The sequence below is a fragment of the Clostridioides sp. LIBA-7678 genome (assembly GCF_056716065.1).
The window spans coordinates 282,528-308,887 of record NZ_CP196987.1 but is presented as its reverse complement, the minus strand read 5'-3'; the positions used below and the strand labels follow the sequence as shown (position 1 = coordinate 308,887).

Below are 26,360 nucleotides of genomic sequence, written 5' to 3'. Positions count from 1 at the left end.
TTTATTCACCAAGCAATTCTTCTTTTAGTTTTTCCATAGCACAATCAACACCAACTATTATTCTCCCATTTTCCTTTTGTATAATAGCATTTCCTTTATCTATACTGTCATCTGCAATAACAAATACACTTGATTTTAATGATGTCTCTTCTTTGAATAGTTCAAACTCTTTCTCTATATTATCCTTATAGAAAGAATTACATCTTACTATGAATGAACTACTTCCTTCGTAATCTTGAATAATTTGCTTTAACAAGTCACTCATAGACTCTTCATCTTCAAAATGCTTTTTTAAAACAGAGCTAGCCATATTGATAGCAAGTCTTATAATTTCTTTGTTTTTTTCCTTTATGTACTCAGTCATTTTCTCATTAGCTTGTAATAGAATTAAATCTGCCTGATTTCTTATAAAATCTGCTTCATCTTTAGCTTTTTGGATATATTCATCGTAGGATTCCCTATATCCATCCTCATATCCATTTTTTTGACCTTGGCTATATCCTTTTTCATAAGCTTGTTTTTCTATATTTTGTGCATTTGTTTTTGCTTCTTCTAATATTTCATTCTTTTTTATCTCAGCAGACTCTATAGCTTCTTTTATTACTTCATCCCTAAATCTACAATCATTCTCTTCGTTTATATTTGTTTCTCCCAGTCTAGCTTTATCTATTATAGATAAATCTAGAATTCCTTTATATGATGCTTTTTCACTTTTAATAATTTTGTTATTCGACAAAGTCATCACCAAAATTCCTTACAATAGTTATAGCACCTTCTCTTTCAAGTTTTCTTACGCTATTTACTATTTTTTGCTGAGCACCTTCAACTTGTGCAACTTTTATTACACCAACCATCTCCATTTCTTCTTTAAGCGCTTCTGCTGCTCTAGAAGATTGATTTCTATATATAGCATCTGAAATTTCATCATCCACACCTTTTAAAGCATAAACTAAATCTTTCATAGTTACTTCTTTTAGTACTTTTTGTATGCTCATATCATCTAGTTTGACAATATCTTCAAATACAAATATATGAGATTTAATTTGGGCTGCTAAAGCTGGGTCTTTTTCTTCAACAGTATTCAAAATATTCTTTTCTGTTTTTCTATCAGAATTAAGTAATATTTGAACTAATGTAGCTATTCCACCATAATCTTTAAAATCATCACCACTTATTGAATGTAATTTATCTTCTAATGAACTTTCAATTACTTTTATAACTTCTGGAGATATTGAACCCATTGAACTTATTCTCATAGCTACCTCATTTTGTAAATTAAAATTTAAATGAGCTAAAATTTCTGCACCATCTTGTGGTTCCATATGTGCAAGTAAAATAGCTATAGTTTGTGCACTTTCATTTCTAAGTATTTCTAATATTTTCTTTGTATCCAATTTTATAATATGTTTAAAAGGCTTTGTACTTGTATCTATTGATATACCTTCAAGTAATTTATTTGCTTTAGAATTTCCCAAGGCATTACTTAGCAATTCTCTTGCATATTCCAGCCCACCTTCTATAACATAATCTTTTGCTTTATTTATTTCTACAAACTCTTTTAATATTTCTCTTCTTTCTTTTGAAGCTATTGAAGAAATATTTGCAATTTCCAAACCTATTTTTTGAACCTGTTTATCTGGAAGGCTTTTTATTATATCACTAGACACAGTTGGTCCTAATGTCATTAAAAGTACAGCAGCTTTTTTTAAACCCTCACCTTCTATTTTCTCACTCTTCTCATTTTCACTTATATCACTTAAGTCAAATGCACTAACATTCGTAATTTCTGTGGACACATTCTATCCCCCTTACTCATTTAACCAAGTCTTTATTATTTCTGTTACTTGGTCTGGTTTTTCTTCTGCATACATTTTAACAGCTTCTTCTAATGTCAATTCTGGGTCATCCCCTAATAGAGGATTATCTTTCTTATCAACAGTACTAGAATTAGCACTATAAACTTCATCCTCATAATCCATATCTTCTTGTTCACTTCTCTTCTTATATATTAAGTATCCAATAGCACCTACTGCAATAACTGCCACTACTCCAATAACTGCCTTTATTATATTAGTTTTGAAGCCTTCTTTTTTAATCTCTTCCAGTTCTTGTTTAGCTTCAGCCTTTCCTTTAGGGTCAAAGACCATTGAAACAACACTAAGAGTATCTCCCCTTGCTCCATCCATGCCTATAGCATTATTAACTATATCTTCCACATCAGCTTGAACTCCTTTAGCTATTTTTCCGTCTATAGCGACAGAAGCTGTCAATCTTCTAAGTTCTCCTGGTGCAATTATAGTATGAGTTTCAATCTTACCTGTCTCATATTCAAAACTCTCATCCAAACTATCTTCTGTGTTAGTGCCATTTTTATTTCCTTGATTATTCATATTAGCATCTACGCCTTGGACATTATTTGTTGCAGATTTGGATGAATTTTTTGACCTTGTTTCTTTTATTGCAACTTTATCAGGGTCAATTTTTATTTCAGTTTTTTCGGCTGTATCAAAACTTAAATCTGCATTTACTGTAGCTTTTACTTTTCCTGTACCAAATATTGGCTCTAGCATTTCCAAAATAGACTTTTCTAATTGTTTATTCAATGCTTGTTCAGATGCCTTATTTTTATCAACACTAATACCACCATTTATAGGTTGATTATTTTCATCAACTTCTTCATCATCTAAGATACCTTCTGATAATAGATTCATCTTATTATCAATAACTTGAACATTTTTCTCTGGTATATTTGTAACACTTCCTGATACAAGTGCCATAACAGATTTTATTTGATTTTTTTCTAAAGTTGTTCCTGGCTTTAACATTAAGTAAACTGCTGCACTTCCTGGAACTGCTTCTTTCTCAAACACTGATGACTCTCCAAATGTTATATGTACTCTAGTATCTTCCACTTGTGGAAAACTCTTGATTGTTTTTTCTATCTCACCTTGTATGATTCGTTGCTTCTTAATTTGAAACTCCTCATCAGTAAGTCCTATAGACGAACTATCATCCATTAATGCAAATCCTTTAGAACCACCTGTAAGACTTGGAGCTAGCTCCAGCCTCAACTTATCGACTTCTGTTCTAGGAACATAAATTGTACTTCCCTTTACCTTAGTATCTATCTTTCTAGACTCTAATTCTGCTGATATATCTGCAGCATCTTGAACATCTAGTTCTGAAAATAAGACTGCATACTTATTTTTACTTGCAGATATTGCTGTAAATACTAGCGCTAAACATATAGCAACAATCCCTATACCTAATGCTATCTTAGTTCCTTTTTTTAAAGAACCTATTTTTGTCCTAGATTTAGCAACTTGCTCCTTAATCTTATTTTTAAAACTGGCTATCATTGATTATTACTCCTGTTCAAAAGGCTAAATTTGTACTTTATTCATTTCTTGATATGCATCATGAATCTTGTTTCTAACTTCTATCAGATATTGCATAGATAGTTGTGCTTCTTGACCTTTTAACATAACTTCATGCATAGAAACATCTTCGCCTTTTATAAATTTTTCTTTCATATTATCCGCTGTCACTTGTTGAAAATTAACTTTGTCTATAGTATCTATTATTACATCTTCGAAATTCTTTTTTTCTTCTTTATTAAGGTTTAATGGTTTTGTTTCTCCAATCAAATTATCTAACTTTGCACCTTGCATTAAATTGTTAATTTGTGTAATTGGCATAATTTATCCCTACTTTCCTATTTCCAAAGCTTTCGATATCATAGATTTCTGAGCATTCAGTGTGTCTATGTTAGAATCATATGCTCGTGAAGCTGTTATTAAATCCGTCATTTCAACCAATATATTTACGTTTGGATATTCTACATATCCATTTGGTTTTGCATCTGGATGAGATGGGTCATATACTTCTTTAAGAGGTGATTTGTCATCTTCAACAGATGTGACTTTTACTCCTAACATACCTAATTTATTATCATAGTTTTCTTCAAAGGAAACAATTTTTCTCCTATATGCTTCTCCATTTGGACCTCTTGTAGCATTTATATTAGCTACATTTGATGATATGATATCCATTTTCAAACTTTCTGCTGTTAATCCACTAGCAGATATCTCCATTCCACTGAACACACTCATCTTCTAGTTACCTCCCAGTTATTATTGATTTAGTCATTGCAATTTTGCCATTTGCAAAACCTATTAAAGCATTATATTGCAACGTTGTCATTGCTTGCTTTACTTTTTCTTCTTCTATATCTACATTATTGCCATCTACCCTTAGACCTTTGGAATTGTCTATTTTTTCTTCTATTTTTGGCATGGCATCATTTAATGTTTCTTCAAAAGTTACATAATGTTTTTTGTAACCTTCAGTATTTATATTTGCTATATTATTTGCTATTGTTTGACTTCTTAGATTAGTTGCATCTAGTCCCATTTTTATAATGTCATATGTATTCATACTCACCCCTCCTCAAAATATATTTATTTGCTATATTTAATGATTAAAAAAATGAAGTTGCTATATTACAAAAAATGACTTCTTTGTTCATTTAAATCTATTACAATTCTATTACATTAATATAATAACGAATTATTTTAGTAAGAAATCTAATTTAAATTCAATTAAATCCAATAAAAATAAAAAAAAATTTTAATATGTATTTAATTTCCCCTTCATAAAGTTGCCTTTTTTTGTAAAATAGCAACTTTTTTAGATAAATTTCCTTTATTTTATATTATAATTGGTAAAATATGTTATTATGTGTATTTTCTACTATAATAAAGTAATTTTTCCACAATAAAATGACCGCCAAAAAAGCAGTCATTTCGACTAATCCTAAGTATACAAATATACTTAGGACTCTTTTTGGCAACTGGCTAGCATAGTTCGCATATACAAACCTTAGCCCCTATAGCTTTGCGTCACTAGATTTCTCTAGTTTTGCCTATTTAGTTTTACTTTAAGTATACAATAAATGATAAAATTTTTAAACATTTTTCGTATATTTTTTCATTAGAATTAAATCTGTTAAAATTATTTCAACCTACTTAATTAATATAAACTATATTTATTCATAAAAATAAGATTTTTAAAATCTCTCTTTTTAATTATACTCCAATTTAATGGTACATCCTAAATATAGGTAATAAACTCATATTTTATTTTATATTTTTTCTAGTCAAGAATCTTCTAAATCCATTGTTTTCTTTTCATCACTACATACTCCTTAAACTTTAATATATCTATTTATCCTAAGTTATATATCTTCTACATTTAGTTCTTTAATTAATACTCTAATTATCTCATATAGCTTAATATGCAGTTTATCTATTGCTCCTTTCTATAAACAAATATATTTTTATATTCAAATTCATCTAATTGCATCAATTTATCAAATATCAAATAGAGTAAATTACCTACTACACTTATAGTTCTTTTCAATCCAAATCTAATTCAGATATTAACTCTTCTAAATTTATAATTGACATTTTCTCATTAGTTTTTGTTATATTATTCATGTATATTTTTACACAAAAAAGTAAATCCTGTCTCCCAGAATTCACCTTTCTATATGTACAAATTATTATTTATTTTGATATATCTAATTATCGTTACTTAATAAGCGAAATAAAATTATTTATTTGATTTACACATAATCTATATATATCTGAACAATGATATTTCTGATACCACTCACTTGTAAATTTCAATGCTTCATCAATACTTAAGGTTGGCTTCCATCCTAATTCAAAGATAGCCTTACTCACATCAAGATTTAACATTTTTGTTTCATGAAAACTATTATTTTCTAGGCATCTCCAAGATCCCGTTCCATAATACTTTATTAACTTTTCAACAATATATTTTACATCAACAATAGAATCTATTTTGGGTCCAAAATTCCATGCATCACTATACTTAGTTGGATTTAGCTTCATTTTTTGACCTAATAATAAGTATCCATATAGTGGCTCTAGTACATATTGCCATGGTCTAATTGAATTAGGAGATCTTAGTATAATATCACTCTGACTTTCTAATGCTCTTATACAGTCTGGTATAATTCTTTTTTCTGACCAATCGCCTCCTCCTATTACATTTCCAGATCTTACTGAAGAGATAGCTTTGCCATGCTTATGATACATTTTAGGACTCATATATGATTCTCTCCATGAATTAATTGCGATCTCACACGCTGCTTTTGATGAACTATAAGGATCATATCCGCCTAAAGAATCTGTTTCTTTATACCCCCAAACTTGTTCTTTATTACTATAACATTTGTCTGTTGTTATAAATATTGCAACTAAATGTCTGTTGCTATTTTTTATGCACTCAAGCATATTTAATGTTCCCATTAAATTTATCTCATATGTAAGAATAGGATTCAAATACGATTCTTCAATTAAAGGCTGAGCTGCCATATGAAAGACATAATCTGGCTTATATTTATTAAATACTGCCTCCAAATTGCTATAATCTCTTATATCTCCTCTTATATCTATAATTTTTTTTGATACTTCTGCTAAGATAAAGTTATCTTTTTTCGTTTTTGGATTTAATGAATATCCTACAACATTTGCTCCAAGCTCTTTTAGCCAAATCGAAAGCCAGGAGCCTTTAAATCCTGTAGCTCCAGTTATTAAAACGGTTTTACCATTATATATATTATCAAAGTCAAAGTACATCACCAAATCCTCCAAAAGGCCTTGTTATTTTTCCAAAGCATATTAAGATTATTCATATCTCTTTCGTTATCCATACATGCCCACAATCCTTTATGTTTATAAACTGATATTTCTTTATTTTTAGCTAAGTCTTCAAATAATCCATATTCTAAATCGCAAGCATCATCTTCTGTAAGAAATTCTAATAATTTTTTATTAAATACCATAAAACCTCCATTTATCAGACCTTTTGATGTTTGTGATTTTTCTTCAAATGATTTCAATACATTTCCATCAGCTACTAATTCTCCAAATCTAGCTGGAGGTCTTACCCCTGATATAGTCAACATCTTTCCCATATTAACATGAAAATTTATAAGCTCCTTTACATTTATATTTGCTAAACCATCTCCATATGTCAATAAATTTATATCATCCTCTAAATATTTTTCAACCTTTTTAAGTCTTGCTCCTTTTTCTGAGTTTATACCAGTATCAATTAATGTTACTTTCCAATTATTTTCATCATTATTATTAAGAAATTCAATATTTCCACTACCAATCTCAATAGAAAAGTCATTATTTCTAAAATCATAGTGTAAAAAATAATCTTTTATAACATCTGCCTTATAACCTAGACATATGATAAAATCATTTATACCATAATGTGAATAAATTTTCATTATGTGCCATAATATCGGTTTTCCACCAATCTCTACCATAGGTTTAGGCACAACATTTGTTATATCTCCCAGTCTACTCCCATATCCTCCTGCCAAAATTATTGCTTTCATATTAAACTCCTTATTCTAATCTACCATTTGTGTATTCAAGAAAAGTTGGCCATTTCTTATCTTTATCTGATAAAATAGGATCTTTCGTATTCCAAGCTACATTTACAGAATCCCATCTTATACCTTTCTCATATTCTGGGGCATACATAGAAGACAATTTGTAAACAACCATTGTATCTTCTTCTAAAACTTCATATCCATGAGCAAATCCAGCAGGGATATATGCCATATTTCTCTTTTTTGAATCTATATAAAAACATACAAATTGCCCATATGTTTTTGACTCTTTTCGAATATCAATAGCAACATCTAATATGCTCCCTTTTACGCAGTAAATTAATTTACTTTGTTCAAATGGTTCATTTTGAAAATGTAAACCTCTTATTACTCCTTTATTAGATGTTACAAATAAATCTTCCTTAAATTCTTCTAATATTCCTAAACTTTCAAAAGATTTTCTATGATATGGTTTAATTGTTATTCCTCTATTATCTTCAAACATACTTGGTAAAATTTCTATACAATTTTCTATATTTGTTTTTTTTATTTTATACATATCTAGCCTCTCTTCATATTAGAATTTTTTTCAATATCCATCATAAGACTTATTCCTTCATACAAATCTATTGTAGATACATTTTTTAATATATTTTCTTCACTTGTATATACTTTCATCATCTCTCTATCTTTATAAGGTAACTTTCCCAATTCAATATTTAATTTTTTTCCAATAACAGATTGAAATATCTCTATGACTTCCTTTAATTTATATATTTTTTTAGGCAGTACTAAAAATTGTTTGTATTCTTTTGGTTTTAGTTTTTGTATAATTTCAATTGCAATTAAATACGCTTTTATTACATCATCAATATAAACTAATCCTAACTCTTGCTCTCCACCTGACATTTCTAATTTTTCATCACTTATAGCAATTTTTTTTAATAAATTAATAACCTTAGGTCTTAAATCATAGGGACCATAGGTATCTATCAATTTCAAAGTTATCATTCTCATATTTGATACGTCAATATAATATTTTGAAATTGATTCAAAGGCCTCTTTAGTAGCTGCATATAAGTTAACAGGATTATAATTACAATTATTATAATTTTGCCAATGTGTACCTGTATTTATAAAATAACCAACTTTTGCATTGATAGAAGCTTCTATTAATTGTGTTGGAAATAATACATTGCTATTTATCAAATCTATAAGTTGGCTTGAAGTATGACTTCCTAAATACAAAGAAGCTAAATTTACAACAATATCAGGTTCAATGCTTTTTAATATGTTGTTCAATTCTATCGTATCTCCATTAAATACATGTATACTTATATTTTTTTCTATTTCTGATATTGAATCCAATTTAGAACTTTTTCTAACAAGAATATGAACATCATAATTCAACATATAAAGTTTTTTTACTAAAAATGATCCTATATATCCAGTTGCTCCTGTTAATAAGATTTTGTTTTTACACATATAAAATTATATCCTTTTTTTATTTTTTTGGTATATTAATCTAATTCATCCTCTAATTTCGAAACACAATACATACAATTGATGAGACATAATCTATGTAAATGGAATATCTAAAGGAATAATTTCACTCTTTCTAGACTATAATCTAGTTCAATTTTTGCTATCGTAATTAAATTGTTTTCTCTATTTCTATGAATTTACCTCAACTACTAAATATGGTAAATAAAATTACTTATAAATTCATTAAAATAATTTAAATATATATCATTTGGATAATATTTAATAAATTGTCTTATAGAACTTTTATTTTTTTCTTTTAAAATATACATTTCCTCTTCTATATCTTTTTTTATATAATCATTTAAATTTCCATCCATATGAAATAGTCTTTTCTTATCTCCTAAGCATGATAAAAACCACTCATATGGATATTTGCCAAAAATATCATTAAAACTATATTTTCTTTTAGAATTTTTCATAACTTCATCATATACACAATTTAATTTATTTACTGTATTACCTACACTAAATTCATTTTGAACATATCTTTTGGCATTTTCTCCAATCCTTTTTCTTTCGCTAGGATTTTCAAAAAGATATTTTACAGAATTTTTATACTCCTCTAAATTATTTACTAATATGCCAGTCTCCATATTTTTTATTAGATATTTTTCAACACATTGATTTAATGAGATTACAGGTAAACCCATATACATTGCTTCTAATAATACATTTTCTGTAGTTCCAAAATGATTTTTGTTTAATAAGTATGAAAATATATTAAATTTAGACATTTCTTCTGCAACATTATCAGTATAATTTTTAAATTCAATTTTTTTATATACTTTTAATTTAGATATGTTTTTCCTAATTTCACTAACATACTCACTATCACCAATCATTATAAATTTGGAAACATCAACATCTATACTATTATAATAATTAGCAAATTGCGGATTTAATTTACTATAATTTAAAGTTCCTATATATCCAATATTAAATCCTTCATGTTTCCTTTTCTCTATCTTATTAAAATCATCAAATCCACCAGAACTGTTTATAACTGTGGTATTATTTCTTGCATATTTTTTTTCAGTCTCAGACCATTGAGGATTTTCATAAGAATACTCAGATGAAAATATAAATTTATCAGGTATTTTTATAAATTCAAAAGGTATATTAGGATAATTACAACCTGATATATGACTCCAAATTACTAACCGTGTATCAATATTAGGAAAATTATTTAAAAAACCTGCAAATTTAGGATGATGCCACCATTCTAATTGGACTATATCAGATTTTTTTATTTCATTTGATATTATAGATAATCTATCTGAAACAATTACTTCAATACCATTTTCAATACATATATTAAAAAAACTTTTTTTTTGTGGCTCTTCTAATAAAAGTATTTTATGTTTATAGATATTTTCTTTAGTGTTAGTAGCATAGTATTTACAAATATTTGATAAAACTTTTCCAACACCACCACCTAAATGCGTTGTTATATGCAAAATATTATACATTTAAATTCTCCAGTTTAAACTTATGTGATGTTCTTTCCAAATTTAAAAGTATTTCTTCAGAATAGTCATCTATATTATCTGCCATTCCATATTTTAATTGACCACAGTTTTTACATATGGGATAATTATCAATATTTCCCTTTAAGTGAGCTTTTCTAATATTAAAAACTTCTTCACTATTCCAAATTTGGAAAAAAGAATGTTTATTTACATTGCCTAATATATTTGAATGTTTCCAATCTAAAAAACAAGAACTAACACTACCATCAGAATTTATTGTTAAAGAATAAAATATATATGGACAGATATGGATGTTATCTATTTTATTACCATATATCCCATATTCAAATTCTCCTTTAGAAGTGTCTATTTCTAAATCTGGCCATATTGGTGCAACATTATCAATTGATATTTCATCACAAATATCTCCAAATATATCGTAAAATTTTTTTTCATTTAATCCTGATATATTAGTATCTGTTGTTTTTATATGTATTCTACAATTTCCTTTATTTTTATATAAATTTTTTATATTTTTTACATACTCTTCAAAATCTATCTTTATTCCAGATGTTTCATAATATTGTTTTTCATTAATACCTTGTACAGATATGATAATAGCATCTAATCCTGAGTCTATTAGTTCTTTATTTTTCCCAATACCTAATAATGAACCATTTGTTGTAAAATCTACTTTTTCACATACATCATTTTTTTTTGCATGATATATCATTTTAGGTAGATTTTTATTAAGTAAAGGCTCTCCTTCTTTATATAATCTTAAGACTTTTAACTTATCTGGAAATAATTTTAAATCACTTATAATTTTTTCAAACAATTCATATTCCATTATTTTATGAAATGTTTTGCTTTTGTCTCTATTAAAACAAAATTTACACTTAAAATTACAAGCTGCTGAAGGATCTAAAAAAATATGAAATGGAGTTTCTAGTGGAATCACCTCTTGTAAAGCTGTTCTATTTTCTGTTCTAATTCTTGAAACTTTTTTTGCTTTCATTTTATAAACTTCTCCTTTACTTTTTTCTTTCATTAGGGATGGCATATAATACACTTTGTGTACCACAGTATCCATGTAATCTAAAATAAAATGAATAGTCATTTAAGTTATTTATTAATAACTCTGGAATTTTATATACACCATCACTATTATGATATGTTGTAATTACTAATATTGGTCTACTTTTGCATATTATTTTCATACTTCCTTTTAAAACATTTAGCTCCATCCCTTCTACATGTACTTTTATAAATGTAGGATACAAATTTATTAGAAATTCATCTAAGTTAACAATATCAACTTCTTCTTGAAAATTTTTACTTGCTATATTGACAAATTTACTTGCTAATCCTAGGTTATTTCTCAACAATCCAATATACTTTGTTTCTCCAACCCCATATTTAAAAATATTTATTTTGTTATTGTAGATAGTATTAAGATATTTAGTTATTTCTTGTAAATTTTGATAACTTTCTAAACTTGGCTCAAAAGCAATTATCTTATTAAATTTTCCATTTACTTTTTCTATAAATTGACTCAATGTATTTCCTGTATAAGCTCCACAATCTATGTAAACTTCATTTTCATTCAAAACACTCATAATTTCATCTATAAAAAACTTATTTTCTGTATTTATATCTAAATTCTTAAATTTGATTTCTCTCTTACAGATTCGCCAGCATAACCATTGTATATAATATAACTTTGACTCGATATCTTCAAATTTGTTATAAATTTTTGATATTTTTTTCTTTTCTTCTTCTGATAAGTCTTCTAAAATCCATCCATTACTAACTCCCACTTTATCTTTTAGCATTTCTGTAATTTCATAAAAGTGACAGATATTCTTACATCCTATTTCTTCTAAATATTCTTTAATTTCATTATATTGAATCTTGACAATACATATGGCAAATATACTATTTTCTTTATCTTCCCTACTCAGGCAATCTGGATTAATAATATTTATTCCATTTATTTTCTTTCCATGTAAATCAATATTTTTATCAACAATATATCTTGGTGTAATATTTATGCTACTTAATACTTCACTTGCCATATCACCTAAATTCCCTGCTCCATATAATATAATCTCACTTTTATTTAAATTATGTTCCAAATCATTATTATAATGCTTATGATTTAACAATTCATTAACCATTAGATCTATATTATTCAAATTTTCTAAAATATCTAACATATAAATACTCTCCTTATTATTTGTCTATCCAACAATATAAAACAGTATCCACTAATATTGGCGCATGATGTCTGATAGCAATTTTATACTCAGGGACTATTTTTTTCAAATATGTAATTATTTCAAGAATATCATCTGGTTTGTGGTAGATACTTATAGCTAATTTAGGTTTATATTGTTTTATTATATATTCACTTCCCTTTAACATTTCTAATTCATAGCCTTCTATGTCAGCCTTTATAAAGGTTACTTGCTTTTTATCTAAATACTCATCTAAACTATAAATATCTACTATTTTATCAAATTCATTGGAACTTTCTTGTAAAAAATTATTTCCACATGGCACATCCTCATTTATGTGATATGGTACTTTATTATTAGATTCTCCTAATCCAGCATTTATACATTCAATTTTTTTATTTTCTAATCCCCATTCTTGAATTAATCTTTCCACTCTAAATTTCATTGCTTTAAATTGTCTCTCTCCTGGCTCAAATGCATATATCTTTTTAAATTGCCCAATATTATTCCAAATAAATTGTTCAACAGTATCTCCAACAAAAGCACCTGCATCAACAAAAATATCATTTCCATTATTAGTAAACATAGGTAATGAATAAAATGCATCCTTTTCCATAACTTCCTGACAATATTTATTCTCACCAGTTGCCATGCACTTCATTATGTTTTTGTATGTTTCTTTTGATTTTGCATCTTCTAAATAATTTTCATATATTTTTTTATATTCTTCATATCGATCACCTAAAATAAAATTATCAAATGAAATAGAATATAAATCCATATCTTCAAGTTGTTTTTTTATTTCTTTTACACAGTGTCTCGCTGTAATAAAAATAAATTTCTCTTCTATTTTACATAATTTATATGGAGAAACCACTAAAACTCCATGGATATATTTTCCTTGTTTATTTACATCATTATCACAGTAATAAGATACAGACATACCATTATTTTTTAAGTATCTAAAAACCATTTCACTATAAAATCCAGTTCCAAATAAAACAATTTTTTTATTATACAAATGATTCATACTTATACTTAAATCAATAGATTTTATCCATTCTGTTGAAAATTCTTCATATTTTAACACTTTATTCATACATAATACATCCTTTTATTTAATATATTTTATTATTAAATTCTTAAAGCAAAACCATAATAGAATATAAAGTATCTAACTAATCTATTTATTGCAGAACCTGCTTAGATTTTTTTAACTCCATTACATAGTTATTTATATACATCTGACTAAGATTTTCTTCTGGTATTTTAAACTTTTCTAAAACCGAATCTATCAGCTCCATACCTTCTTTTTTAATATAATGCATTTCTGCTTTTATATTTTTTATACATAAATCTATGTCTTTTAATTTATTATTTAAGATGTTCAAATCCATAGCTTGTATATTTTGTTTTTCAAAATCAAGTTCAATATTTAAAATATGTAATAGCGACTTTATATCATAATTATTTTTTAACTTTAAGATTATACTTCCGTTTTCATCAATAAATTTACCTAATGAAGATAATAATTTATATGGATCTTTATATAAATTCAATTCTCTACCAACTATAACATAATCAAATCTTTTATTTTCATAATATTCATCAATATATTCTACTCTATCAACTATTACATCATCACATATAGTTTTTAAATCCATCCAATATTTAGCTTCCTGAGAAAATGCATATAACTTAGTTTTGAAAATACGGCCCTCTCTTAACTTATTCTTTAATTCTAATATAGGAGTTCCACAAAGAGTATCTATACCTAAAACACTATATATTTTGTTATCTAATTTATCAGCTTCTATAAATGAGATCATAGTTGGTTCATAATTTGAAGCATCTTCTGTACTTATTCCATAGTATTTATCTTCAAAAAAGTTTTTGCCTTTATACATTCCACTAAGTTCAGTTTCTATACCTTTATCTGATTCTCCACCTCTATGACTTATAAATGTATCCTTACAAAGTATTGCTTTATAACCTGCTCTTCTTACTCTAAATGTTAAATCATCATCTGCATAATGATGAATAAATCCATAGTCTACATAACCAATAATATCTAAACATTCTTTTCTAAATAAAGTTCCTAATGTAATTAATCTTAGCCTTTCATGCCACTTAGTTGAATCTGATATGTTATACTTTTCTGCTTTTTTTTGCATATCTTCTAAATTATCATATTTTAAGTCAATTGATTGTAAATTGGTCACAAAATCTAATACTGGATTAACCATTCCTATTCTCATATCAGATTCAGCACATTTTAACATATTCGAAAGCCAATTTTTTGTAACTAATATGTCATTTGCAATAGCAACTAAATATTTTCCCATAGCTTCTTTAAATATAAGTGGACTTGAATATGCTGCACCAAGATTTTTAGTTATTCTTATTATTTTTTTCTTTGAATGTTTTATTGATTTAAAATATTCATATGTTCCATCACTTGATCCATTATCAACTAGTATTAGTTCATAATTTATATCTTCTGTGTATCTTAAAATACTTTCAATACATCCTTTGGTATATTTCTCTAAATTGTTATATGCCAAAACATAAATACTTACTAATGGATACTCTTCTGTCATTAGTTTACTTAAAGTATTTCTTCCTTCGTATATATTTTCTGGATAGTCTGGTGTATCCTTATAAAAAGTATCTTCTATAAGTGTAGTTCCATATTCATTTTTATATATTAAATTTTCATGCTTATAGTAGTTATCAAATTCTAATTCTCTTTTCTTATATATCTCCTCAAGTATATTAAAAAGCTGTGCTTGTTCATCTTCATCTACACTCTTCATAATCTGCTTGTACATATCTATAGATTTATCAAAATCTTTATTTTTTTCATATGCATATGCTAAATTATAATATATATCTAAATTTTCTTCTTTTAGTAATATTACTGCTTGTTCCAAATTCCTTATAGCTATTTCATACTCTTCCATTTGTATAGCTAAAATAGATTTTAAATTAATAAAATCTACATTTCTATAAAACCTACTATCATAAAAACAAACGACATTTAAAGCATCTTCTAGATTATTAGAAATTAAAGATTCCTCTATACTAGTCAGTATTTTATTTGGTGTTCCACAATACCTTAAAAACAGATTCTCAAAATCATCAATCTGGCTTTCTTCACTAAGTTCATTTAATTTTTCAATAAAATATGTAGGAGAATCTTTGTCTATACTATTTATCATTTTTCTAACATCACTTGATATAGCAATATGAGCATCACTGTATTTTATATATTTTATATCAGCATATTGTCCTGATTTATCATATATAAGTGATATAATTGAAGGTTTATCTTCCTCTAAGTGCATTATAGCTAACCTACAAATTAAACTTTGTAATGCTATTCCAGTAGCAAGTATAATATCTGGTATTCCTAAAATATCAACTAACTTTGCATACTCTAAAGCCTCCTCAAATTCGTCAAGTCTATCTGAAGAAAAAAAATAACATTCTTGAAAGTTCTTTGACCATTCTAGATATTTTATTTCAGATTGCAAGAATATGCGAGTTTTATGACCTCTACTTGTTAGAATCTTACTCAAAACAGCTATATTTTCTTCCAACTTACCAATATGTTCTACACATGATATTACTATATCTATAATCATACTATTTACACCCACTTTTGTTATTAATTAAGTCTTCAATGTCAGTCTCATTCTCTCTATAACTTTTTCAATAGAAAAATCACCCACTGACTTTGTAGCATTTAATTTTAAACGTTCCAATTCATCAGCAGATAATTTTGATATAATTTCTATCTTTTCCTTAAATGAATCTACATTTCCTAAATCTGCTAAATATCCATTATATCCATCCTCAATCATTTCAATCGGTCCAGCAGATTTCGTAGATACAACAGGTATACCTCTGCATAATGCTTCTGCAACTACTAATGAAAAAGATTCATAATCAGAGCTTAACAATAGAGCCTTTGCATTTTTTATTTTACTCCATGGATTTTCCACATATCCCTTTAAGTTTACTTTTTTTGATAGATTTAACTTATCTATAATCTCTTCAACATAATATCTATCTTGACCATCTCCATAGATATCTAATTTCCAATCAAAGTTACACATACTCAATGCATTAAGCAACACATCTAGTCTTTTAGTATAATTTTCTAATCTTCCTATGTAAATAAAGTTGTTTTCTAATTCTAAATTATAGTTTTCTACTTTCATTGATATGGGATTTGATACCTTATAAATTAAATCTTCATCTATTTCAGTTTTCAATTCAGAAATTATATTATCTGAGATACCCCAGTGTATATCTGCATATTTTAAATACTTTTTGCTATCCCCAAATAAAGCCAAAGAACTATGTATCCAAGAAATTATCTTAATATCGTGTGTATACCCTATTAACAATCTTGAATATAATGTTGTTATTGGCATGTGACTTGCAACAATTATATCAGGATATCCTATATTGTTAAAAAGCTTATTCAGTCCACCTACTTTACTAAAAATAAATTCCAGTTTATTGTCTATTTCTAGGTTCACATCTTCATTATAATAAAATAAGTTTGATATTTGAGATTCCCAAACATCATCCTCACTTTTATTGGGAAGTAATATAGCTACATAATATCCTAACTGTTCCATATATCTTGTAATATTTATAAGAACATTTTCTACACCACCTCTTCCGCCTAAATACTCAAGAAGAAAGTAAATTCTTTTTTTCGCTACCTTATTCATTTTTGCCTCCATGCAGTATTTGTAAATAAATTAATAGTAGTAAATAATACACTTCAAATTATAATTTTTTCAAATACTATACATCTTCTATATCATATATTATATTCATAATCTCTATTTTCTCATTATTATCAACAAGATTAAGCATTAATTTATACATTTTTAAAGCATTATTTATATCATTATTTTTTTCATATGCATAAGCTAGATTATAATATATATTTATATCATCTTTGTTTGATATGTATATTGCCTTCATTAAGTCTTTTATAGCAAGTTCATATTCACCTATTCTAATCTCCACTATTCCTTTTATATTTAAAAACTCAGAGTTGTCTTTTAATCTATTATTATAACAAATTATATACTCTATAACTTGTTCAATCTCATTAGATTCTAAAAGTGAACATATCTCACTTAATATTTTTTCATCAGTTTTAAAATACTTTAAAAGAATACTTTCAAAATTATCAATAAAGCACTCTACATTAAATTTTCTTACTGATTTAACACATTCTATACCTTTAGGTAAACTCAATTTTTTATGCTGTATAGAAAATAAAATGTTATATAAGCAATGATAATCTCCCTTATTGAACATCCATCCATTTTCAAATTCTTTTATTATATCTTTTGGACCTTCACAATCACTAGAAATCACAGGTATACCTCTGCCTAAAGCCTCTACTAAAACTAAACCAAAACCTTCTTCATCAGATGTTAAAACTAATGCAGTTGCAGAGTTAACTGATTCCCATGGTTTATCCATCCAACCACACCATTCAATATTGTCATATATATCTAAATCTGTAGCTAGCGATTTTAGATTTTTTTCATCCATACCACTACCTATAATTTTTAAATGCCATGATTTGTCTAATAACTTCAAGGCATTGAATAGTATATCTAGTCTTTTATCTTTATTATTTAATCTACCAATATATAATAAATTTAAATTTTCATTATCTTGTTTAATAAGTTTCAAATTTTCTAGATTTACAGGATTTCCTACATAATATATGTTACTTTTATCTTCAATATAGTTATTTATTCTATCTCCTATATCATTAGATATTGCTAAGTGAGCATAGCTATATTTTAATAATTCACACATTCCATAATACTCTGGTTTACCATGAATCCACGAAATAATCGTTGGCTTATTATAGGTTAGATGTTTTATTGAAAGATTACAAATAAGACTAAGTACAGGTGCATGTGTTGCAATTATAATATCTGGAATTCCTATAATATCGATTAATTTTTTATATCCATAAGAAAGACTATAAATATCATCCTCATTTATATTTTTATTTAATCCATAAAAATATATTTCTGGAATAGTATCTTTCCAACATATATACTCAGGCTCATATGCTTGAAATACTCTAACTTTATGACCTCTCTCTTGCAATTTATTACTAACAGTTGTTATTACATCTTCCAACCCCCCCCTACCTTGAGCATATACTAAAACTATATCAATAACCATTCTATGTTTCTCCTTGAAAAATCTATTTATAATTCAAATTAAGTTCTTTAAGATATTTAATGTTATATATAATATCTTCATTATCCAAACTTAATGAGTATGCTTTTTTAAACATAAAATCTGCATCTTTATAATTACCTTCCATCAAATTAATAATTCCATTCATATTCAAAATTTCGTATTCCTCATCAAAAAATTCCAAATACTCATCAATCATAGATTTTGCATTCTTTGTATCTCCACAATTTATTACATGTTCTATATTTATAAGAAAATCTTTTTTTAAAATTTTAAGCTCCTTTGTTGTCTTGATTTCCTTTTCAAAATCTTTTATGAGCAATTCGATTATTTTATTACAATGTGGATATTCGTATAATAACTGCTTTAATTCTCCTAGGTAATTTATTTTATTAATCTCTTTTATATTTTGTATAAGTTTTAATTTTAAAATAAACCTTTCAAGATCTCCACTTATACATTTTAGTAATTTTTCATCATCGATATTAGCATATATATTTTTTATATATTGATAAGAATACATTATATAAATATAAAACAACTCTTTATATTTTTTTTCATCTAAAATATTATTTTCTAGAATATTTTTTGCAAATATCCTAAATACTTTAATTTTATTAATATCAAAAGTATTTGATTGCATTAATACATATTTATATAATTCCAATATAAAGCGTTTATCATAATTAATACTGTATTGTATATATCTTTCTATCCAAATATAATCCATATTGTAAAATATATCCAACAAATCTATATTATTTTCATGAGCAATAATTATAAGTGGAGCATAAATAGACATATTCTCACTCTCAAGTATATTTTTACATTCCTCTAAAGATAAATTCCTATCTAATCTTATTTTGTTAAATCTCCCATAGTTTCCATCTATTGAACACAAAATTTTATATATACTATTTTTTTCACCTTCTCGAACATTTTGTATAAATATTTCTATACTTTCATAAAAGTATTTTTTTTCTACTGAAGATATTGGTAAATCTTCATAGTAATTAAGAATATTTTCAAATATATCAAGTTTATATAAGGACATAAAAAGACTAAAGTATACATCTTTCATTTTTCCTTTATCTTCAATATTTTTAAACTCTTTTATGACTAAGTCATATTTTTCTAGCTTATAATAAATTTTTATTAGCATAATAGTAGCAATATCTTTCAAACCTACTGCATCAGTATCTGAAAATAAACTATTTGCTTGAGTACTTACCTCATAATTATCAACTAAATAAATAAATCTTTTATATGAGCTTATACTATTTTCATATTTTCCTAAACTAACTTCTGCTTGTGCCAAATAATAATATATATCAATATTATTCATATCTTGATTTATATACTTTAAACATAATTTCTCACACTTTTTATGTTTCCCTAAATATAAATATACTTTCGCTAAACTAGTAAGCACATACCCTGGAACAAAGTTACGATTTTTATACAAATTATTACTTTTTTCTAGAAAAAATAATGCATCATGATATTTTTCTAATATAATAAAGTTCTTTCCAATTTGATAATTAACATATGGATTATCTTTATCTTCTTCTAATTGTTGTAATAGAAGTTCTTCATTTCTTTTAATCTTTTGTATCCTAAACTCTTCATCTTCAAACATATACCCATAATGATCAAATTCTGCAATATTATGAAATACAGGATCTTTATATAATGGTTGTTCATGGACTTTCCCCACAAATTTAAAATTATTATTTCTAAATAATCTTAATATAGAAGCATACCCATAAGAATTTTTCTCAAAGGAATATATATTCTTTAATTTTATTGATGCTGAATTAAATTTTTTACACAAATCACTATTAAAAAATTCTATCATTTTTGTACAATCTGTTAATACCTCATCAGCATCTAGTATAAATATCCATTGACCTTTAGAATATGAAATAGCCTTATTTCTCATACTAGAAAAATCATTATCCCATTTATGAAAATAAATTTTCTCAGTATGCTTTTTAGCTATATTAATAGTGTTATCAGTTGAACCAGTATCTATTATTATTAATTCACTCTCTATGGAATATCTTAGTCCTTTTAACGATTCTAATGTTTTATTTAATATCTTTTCTTCGTTTTTTACCATCATTACTATACTTAATAACATAATTTTTCCCTTTCAATGCATATTTATTAGAAAAATTAAAGAGTAAAGCAATGCTTTACTCTTCATAATATCAGTATTTTATGAGATTTATCCTAATAATTGTAATACTCCTTGTGGTTGCTGATTAGCTTGAGCAAGCATTGATTGTGATGCTTGTACCAATATATTCATTTTAGATAAAGTAACCATTTCTGAAGCTACATCTGTATCTCTTATTCTTGATTCTGCTGCTGTAACATTTTCTATAGTATTATTTAAGTTATTTTGAGTTGATTCTAATCTATTTTGTTGTGCACCTAGCTTTGCTCTTGATGAGTTTACTTCTTTTAATGCTGCATCTAAACTAGATACCATACTCTTAGCAGCATCTGTACCTGATGCACCAGCTGTTTTCATACTTGCAATTGTAGAAGATGTTATACTTGCATTACTCATTACTGCAGAAGTGTCAACTAATTGTACAGTTATTTCATTATTATTATTACTTGTTCCAGATACATTAGTTCCATAATTAGCTCCAACTTGTAATCTTACATTTGATGCACTTCCATCTAATAGTTTCTTTCCATTAAACTCAGTTGAACTTGATATTCTCTCGATTTCATCTTTTAATTGAGATAATTCATCTGCTATCTTACTTCTTTCTTCTTCAGTATTAGTTTCATTTGAAGATTGTACTGATAAAGTTCTCATTCTTTGTAATATATTCCCAGTTTCTTCTAATGCACCTTCTGCTGTTTGTACAACAGAGATACCATCTTGAACGTTTCTTCCAGCTTGGTCTAGACCTTTAATCTGAGCTCTCATTTTTTCAGATATTGCAAGACCAGCAGCATCATCAGCTGCTCTTTTTATTCTAACCCCAGAAGATAACTTCTCCATAGATTTACTTTGAGCATTTACGTTTCTTCCCATTTGATTATTTGCTATTAAAGCACTTACATTTGTATTAACTCTCATTAATTTACCCTCCTTAGTATAATTGACATCCTTGTCATTTCTACTTTCAATTTTTAATTAATCTTTCACATATGTAATCGGACAAGTTAATTAATAACTTTATACTTTTTTATTAAAAATATTTATTTTTTCTCTATTTAGCTTAGAATACATTGTGTTTACTTGCTTTGTTAACTTATATTCATGTAGCTCTTTTTTAACTTCTAATAAATTTCTTTGTAAAGTATTTTGTATTTTGCCATCAATATCAATTAGCTTCATATCGCTGTAAATACTTATGAATTTTTCTTTATCATTTTCATCCACACTATTTATAATTTTTTGTCTATCATCTAACTTATTGCTTATGTATTGATACTCTTCTTTATCAATAAGGTTTATAATCTGTAAAGATATCTCTTTGTATAAATCCAGTTTATCTTCTAGTATTCCCATTATTAATTACCTTGTGAAAAATAGTTCATTTGAGAACTATATTGATTTAACAAAGATTCCAAAGCTGAATATTTTGCATAAAGTCTTTTCTCTTTATCATTCATTTTTTCAACCAATCTATTTATATTTTTTTCTTGCTCCGCAATCTGCTTAGAATATATATTTTCGCTGGCAGAAGCTGTTTTTTCTATACCAGCCTTCTCTGCAAATTTAGAACCTGAGCTTCCTGAATATTCATATATTATATCTTTTAACTTTTCAAACATACCTTTATCATCACTATTTGAAGAATATCCAGCTAAAATTTTATATACTTTATCACTATCTTCTATAATAGCCTTTGAAAAAACATCTTCCTTAAATGCTATTTGTCCTTTTTTATTATAATTCTCAGATTCATTAATACCTATCTTTCTTAAAGCATCAATATGTTTTGCATCTCCAAAAAACATAGATTGAATATCTTCTACAAACGCTCTTAATTCATCATCATTTCTAAGTATACCTTCTTTGGCTTTTTTATCCCATTTTTCTATTTCCTCAGTTGTCATATCTTCTTTTTGAGCTTCTGTAAGAGGTGGGTAATCTTTTTGCTTTTTAGTAGTTACTAATCCATACACTTTATCCATCAATTTATTATAATCTTCTACAAATGCTTTCATATTTTTAGTTGCTTCTTCAGTATCAGTAACAGAAACTAGTTTAGAAGTCCCTTTTGAATTCACATTATAGGAAATATTATCTATTACAAATGAATTTGATTCCTTATTTATATGTACTGTTCTTCCATTTTCATCAGTTATATCAGCTTCTAAATTTTTTCCCTGTGTCGATGCAACTTTATTACCAGCAGAATCAGTTGTAAATGTAATGCTATTATCATTAGCTATTTGTTGAGCTAAATTATCATTCCCACTTACTTTTAAATTAAGTTCTGATGATGTACCAGTTTGTTTTCTAGAAATCATTAATTCACCTGTCAATTCACTATATGAAGCTCTTATATCTTTATCTTCACAAAGAGCATTTATTTTACTAACAATAGTACTTGTAGTATCTTGTTCAGAAATAGGTATATTTACATCTCCAATAGTTAATGAACTTGCGCCACTAGCATTTGGAGGAAACTGTTGAACAATAGGAGTACTTGCATTTAACTTGATTGTCACCTTTGCTGGTTCTGCCATTTGTGATACAGCAAACTGATAATTTATTTTATTTGCACCAGCTGACCCACTTGCAACTACAACACTCTCATCAGAACTTTTTACACTTAAAGATGAATATGCATTTTTGCTTATTATATTACTTTTAGAATCGAGCCCAAAATACTTATCATACATATCTTTTGATTCTTTGATAATATCTCTGTATATTTCTTGCTTCCATTTTACTATTTGTTGAGCTTGCTTAGCTTTGTCGACCTTTTCTTTGTCTTTGGTCATACTTGCTTCTATTATCCCTTCCATATCAAAATTTCCTGAAAGACCTGTAACTCTTATAGGACTTATATTTGACATACTCATTCCTCCTGTCTGTTATTTCTTGCTTTATTATAAACCTCATACCACACATCTCTAATCTGTTGTATTATTGGTAATATTTCATCTATTATTTTTATATCATTTGTTATATTTACTTTTGATAACTCATGTCTTATAAAGTCATAAACATTATACATATCTTTTGCCCATTGGCCTACATTTTGATCTAATGTGACCATCAATTCAGCAAATATATTTTGTACTCTTATAAGCTCTTTATTTGATTTTTGCATATCTTTATCTATTATTGCCTTTTTTGATATTTTTGTAGATTCTATAGCTCCATCTAAAAGCGCTAATAATAGCTCTTCTTGAGAAAGTTTATTTAATTCGTCTAAATTTAATTTCATTGCTTATCCTCTATTTCTTTCTTCTTTACTTTTTTTATCAGCTTCATGCCATGTATCTTTAATTTGCTCTATTACAGGAAGCACCTTATCTATTATTTGAACATCTTTTCTTATATTCGCTCTTGATAACTCATATCTCACAAAATCATAAACTCTATACATGTCTTTTGCCCATTGACCCGCATTTTGATCTAATGTGACCATCAATTCTGTAAATATATCTTGTACTCTTACAAGTTCCTTATGTGCTCTTTGCATATTCTTTTCCACAATAGATATCCTTGCAATCTTTGTATATTTTACTGCTCCATCTACAAGCATCAATAACAATTGTTCTTTTGATGCCATAAACACTGAATTTTGCTTATAATAATTATAAGGATTTTCTCCATACATAAATTACATCCTCCAAATACTTTTATTTTAAATTGCTCAAAATCTCTATATTTTTCTTTGTAGCTTTTATATTTTCATCTTTTATCTTTTCATAAATTTCTTTTCTTAATATACCTACATTATTTGGTGCTGATATAGCCAATTTAATATTTTTCCCATCAACACCTACTACCTTTACTTCAATATTATCTCCTATAAGTATTGCCTCTCCCTTTTTTCTAGAAATCACTAACATCCATCATCACCTCTCAACAATGGATGTCTTATGCTATACTTTTCCTCTTCCAAAATTACTTGCATTCCATAATTATTTTTTACATTTATTACTATAGGGGCCTTCATGTTCACAGTTGATTCTTTTAAAGTTAGACCAAGAGTTATTATATTAAATATTAGAATATCATTGGGAGATTCTACTTCAAGATTTTCTATTATATCTTGATTTAGAACTATCTCATATTCCTCAATAATCTCAAATGGTGATACAACAATAAATCCTATACAATTTTCCTCAATAGAATTAAATTCTTTTAAAGTATTATTATTTTTTATATCTAAAAGTTCGTATTCTTTTAAGTTTTCAAACCCTAGTATTCCTTTTTTTAATGTAACTTTCATCATATCTGCGTTATTTTACTATATGTAATCTAATATAGATACATTAAATAACTTTCCTCCTGTTTGTAGTGAAGCTTGATAAGTCAATTCTGCAGCCTTTAATTGAACAAGTTTTTCTCCATAATCTATCTCTTCATTTTGTGATAGAACATCTTTTAATTGTATCAAGCTATCATCATTTTTTTCCTTCATAGCCTCTACAGTATTTGCTTTTGTACCATATATAGACCTAACATTTACTGTATTTTCTATTAGTTTCTCCATCTCACCTAAACAAGTTGTTGTTAGCTCTTTTATAGCATCTGTATCTGGATTTGCTAATTTTTTGGATATATTATTTAATTCTTTAAAGGGGTCTGCCTGTGTTGGGTCAAATCCAAGACTACTCAATTTAACATTATAATCTACACTTATTCCTTGAGCTATATCCATACTTAAGGAATCTTTTAATTTAGTAAGATTTAGACTAGAATTAAACTTTAAACTAACTGAACCATCAGCATTATCTACACACTCGACAGGTGGAATACCTGTATTTGAACCTGAAAATATGTACTTTCCTTCATGTGTTGCATTTAAAGCATTTGCAATTTCTTTCATTTTTTCATTGGTTGAATTGCTAAGAGTTTTTAGTTCATCCTCTGAATATGCTCCATCACCACTTGCCACCAAAGTTTTCTTTATATCTGATAACAATTTTCCAAGTTGATCTAATGAAGTATCAGTGGTTTCTAACCAATTTCCTGTATCATTACAGTTTTCAATATAAGTCTCCATAGTTTTTATTTCACTCTTTGAATTCAATATTTTTATTGCTTTATATGGATTATCTGATAGTTTGTTTATTTCTTTTGTTGTATTAACTTGTCTATTAACCTTGTCTAGTCTTTGTAGATTATCTTGTAGTGAGTTTAGATAACTACTAGACATCATACCTGTACTAACTCTCATAATAACTTCCTCC

General features: G+C 26.7%; 26 protein-coding genes and 1 riboswitch. All 26 genes read right to left on the bottom strand.

Annotated features, from left to right (window positions below; genetic code table 11):
- Position 1: 1 nt before the first annotated feature.
- Positions 2–742: a FliH/SctL family protein gene (locus tag ACTG46_RS01780; RefSeq protein WP_054268809.1), complete on the bottom strand. Its 741-nt coding sequence runs from the start codon at positions 740–742 to the stop codon at positions 2–4.
- A complete protein-coding gene (gene fliG, locus ACTG46_RS01775; RefSeq protein WP_079739648.1) occupies positions 726–1,796 on the bottom strand; it encodes a flagellar motor switch protein FliG in 1,071 nt (356 codons plus the stop codon). The genes ACTG46_RS01780 and fliG overlap by 17 nt, the downstream gene beginning before the upstream one ends.
- A 12-nt stretch (positions 1,797–1,808) precedes the next feature.
- Positions 1,809–3,359, bottom strand: a complete 1,551-nt coding sequence (gene fliF, locus ACTG46_RS01770) for a flagellar basal-body MS-ring/collar protein FliF (protein ID WP_054268808.1) — start codon at positions 3,357–3,359, stop codon at positions 1,809–1,811.
- 24 nt (positions 3,360–3,383) lie between these two features.
- Entirely contained in the window at positions 3,384–3,698 is a 315-nt protein-coding gene (gene fliE / locus ACTG46_RS01765; RefSeq protein ID WP_054275658.1) for a flagellar hook-basal body complex protein FliE, read from the bottom strand.
- Positions 3,699–3,707: 9 nt separating this feature from the next.
- Complete coding sequence (flgC, locus tag ACTG46_RS01760) at positions 3,708–4,112, bottom strand: flagellar basal body rod protein FlgC (RefSeq protein ID WP_021382740.1); 405 nt, start codon at positions 4,110–4,112, stop codon at positions 3,708–3,710.
- 7 nt (positions 4,113–4,119) lie between these two features.
- Positions 4,120–4,437 carry a flagellar basal body rod protein FlgB gene (gene flgB / locus ACTG46_RS01755; RefSeq protein WP_479923482.1) on the bottom strand — a complete coding sequence of 106 codons (318 nt, stop codon included), beginning with the start codon at positions 4,435–4,437 and terminating at the stop codon, positions 4,120–4,122.
- A gap of 407 nt (positions 4,438–4,844) precedes the next feature.
- A riboswitch (cyclic di-GMP riboswitch) is annotated at positions 4,845–4,935 on the bottom strand.
- A gap of 656 nt (positions 4,936–5,591) precedes the next feature.
- Complete coding sequence (gene rfbG / locus ACTG46_RS01750; RefSeq protein WP_479923481.1) at positions 5,592–6,668, bottom strand: CDP-glucose 4,6-dehydratase; 1,077 nt, start codon at positions 6,666–6,668, stop codon at positions 5,592–5,594.
- Positions 6,668–7,441, bottom strand: a complete 774-nt coding sequence (gene rfbF, locus ACTG46_RS01745) for a glucose-1-phosphate cytidylyltransferase (RefSeq protein WP_479923480.1) — start codon at positions 7,439–7,441, stop codon at positions 6,668–6,670. Before rfbF ends, rfbG begins: the two co-directional genes overlap by 1 nt.
- A gap of 10 nt (positions 7,442–7,451) precedes the next feature.
- Positions 7,452–7,997, bottom strand: a complete 546-nt coding sequence (gene rfbC / locus ACTG46_RS01740) for a dTDP-4-dehydrorhamnose 3,5-epimerase (protein WP_479923479.1) — start codon at positions 7,995–7,997, stop codon at positions 7,452–7,454.
- Between the two features lie 2 nt (positions 7,998–7,999).
- Positions 8,000–8,923 carry an SDR family oxidoreductase gene (locus tag ACTG46_RS01735; protein WP_479923478.1) on the bottom strand — a complete coding sequence of 308 codons (924 nt, stop codon included), beginning with the start codon at positions 8,921–8,923 and terminating at the stop codon, positions 8,000–8,002.
- Positions 8,924–9,132: 209 nt separating this feature from the next.
- Complete coding sequence (locus ACTG46_RS01730; RefSeq protein WP_479923477.1) at positions 9,133–10,452, bottom strand: glycosyltransferase; 1,320 nt, start codon at positions 10,450–10,452, stop codon at positions 9,133–9,135.
- Positions 10,445–11,470, bottom strand: coding sequence for a radical SAM/SPASM domain-containing protein (locus tag ACTG46_RS01725; protein ID WP_479923476.1), 1,026 nt, complete (start codon positions 11,468–11,470; stop codon positions 10,445–10,447). Before ACTG46_RS01725 ends, ACTG46_RS01730 begins: the two co-directional genes overlap by 8 nt.
- 16 nt (positions 11,471–11,486) lie before the next feature.
- Positions 11,487–12,671 (bottom strand): FkbM family methyltransferase, encoded by a 1,185-nt coding sequence (locus ACTG46_RS01720; protein WP_479923475.1) that lies wholly within the window; start codon positions 12,669–12,671, stop codon positions 11,487–11,489.
- 16 nt (positions 12,672–12,687) lie between these two features.
- Positions 12,688–13,791: an FkbM family methyltransferase gene (locus ACTG46_RS01715; RefSeq protein WP_479923474.1), complete on the bottom strand. Its 1,104-nt coding sequence runs from the start codon at positions 13,789–13,791 to the stop codon at positions 12,688–12,690.
- Between the two features lie 88 nt (positions 13,792–13,879).
- Complete coding sequence (locus ACTG46_RS01710; RefSeq protein WP_479923473.1) at positions 13,880–16,339, bottom strand: glycosyltransferase; 2,460 nt, start codon at positions 16,337–16,339, stop codon at positions 13,880–13,882.
- A 27-nt stretch (positions 16,340–16,366) separates the two neighbouring features.
- On the bottom strand, positions 16,367–17,440 hold the full coding sequence (locus ACTG46_RS01705) for a glycosyltransferase (RefSeq protein ID WP_479923472.1): 1,074 nt from the start codon (positions 17,438–17,440) through the stop codon (positions 16,367–16,369).
- 76 nt (positions 17,441–17,516) lie between these two features.
- Complete coding sequence (locus ACTG46_RS01700; RefSeq protein WP_479923471.1) at positions 17,517–18,932, bottom strand: glycosyltransferase; 1,416 nt, start codon at positions 18,930–18,932, stop codon at positions 17,517–17,519.
- 22 nt (positions 18,933–18,954) lie between these two features.
- A complete protein-coding gene (locus ACTG46_RS01695) occupies positions 18,955–21,093 on the bottom strand; it encodes a glycosyltransferase (protein WP_479923470.1) in 2,139 nt (712 codons plus the stop codon).
- 87 nt (positions 21,094–21,180) lie between these two features.
- Positions 21,181–22,053 (bottom strand): flagellin N-terminal helical domain-containing protein, encoded by an 873-nt coding sequence (locus tag ACTG46_RS01690; RefSeq protein WP_284181538.1) that lies wholly within the window; start codon positions 22,051–22,053, stop codon positions 21,181–21,183.
- A gap of 99 nt (positions 22,054–22,152) precedes the next feature.
- Entirely contained in the window at positions 22,153–22,488 is a 336-nt protein-coding gene (gene fliT / locus ACTG46_RS01685) for a flagellar protein FliT (protein WP_479923469.1), read from the bottom strand.
- A 2-nt stretch (positions 22,489–22,490) separates the two neighbouring features.
- A complete protein-coding gene (gene fliD, locus ACTG46_RS01680; protein ID WP_479923468.1) occupies positions 22,491–24,008 on the bottom strand; it encodes a flagellar filament capping protein FliD in 1,518 nt (505 codons plus the stop codon).
- Positions 24,009–24,010: 2 nt separating this feature from the next.
- The gene (gene fliS, locus ACTG46_RS01675; protein WP_479923467.1) at positions 24,011–24,382 is read right to left on the bottom strand and encodes a flagellar export chaperone FliS; all 372 of its coding nucleotides are present in this window, start codon (positions 24,380–24,382) and stop codon (positions 24,011–24,013) included.
- 3 nt (positions 24,383–24,385) lie between these two features.
- Positions 24,386–24,778: a flagellar export chaperone FliS gene (fliS, locus tag ACTG46_RS01670; protein ID WP_284181534.1), complete on the bottom strand. Its 393-nt coding sequence runs from the start codon at positions 24,776–24,778 to the stop codon at positions 24,386–24,388.
- 22 nt (positions 24,779–24,800) lie between these two features.
- Entirely contained in the window at positions 24,801–25,013 is a 213-nt protein-coding gene (gene csrA / locus ACTG46_RS01665) for a carbon storage regulator CsrA (RefSeq protein ID WP_284181533.1), read from the bottom strand.
- Positions 25,007–25,399 (bottom strand): flagellar assembly protein FliW, encoded by a 393-nt coding sequence (locus ACTG46_RS01660; protein WP_284181532.1) that lies wholly within the window; start codon positions 25,397–25,399, stop codon positions 25,007–25,009. Before ACTG46_RS01660 ends, csrA begins: the two co-directional genes overlap by 7 nt.
- 15 nt (positions 25,400–25,414) lie before the next feature.
- Entirely contained in the window at positions 25,415–26,347 is a 933-nt protein-coding gene (flgL, locus tag ACTG46_RS01655) for a flagellar hook-associated protein FlgL (protein WP_479923466.1), read from the bottom strand.
- Positions 26,348–26,360 lie beyond the last annotated feature (13 nt).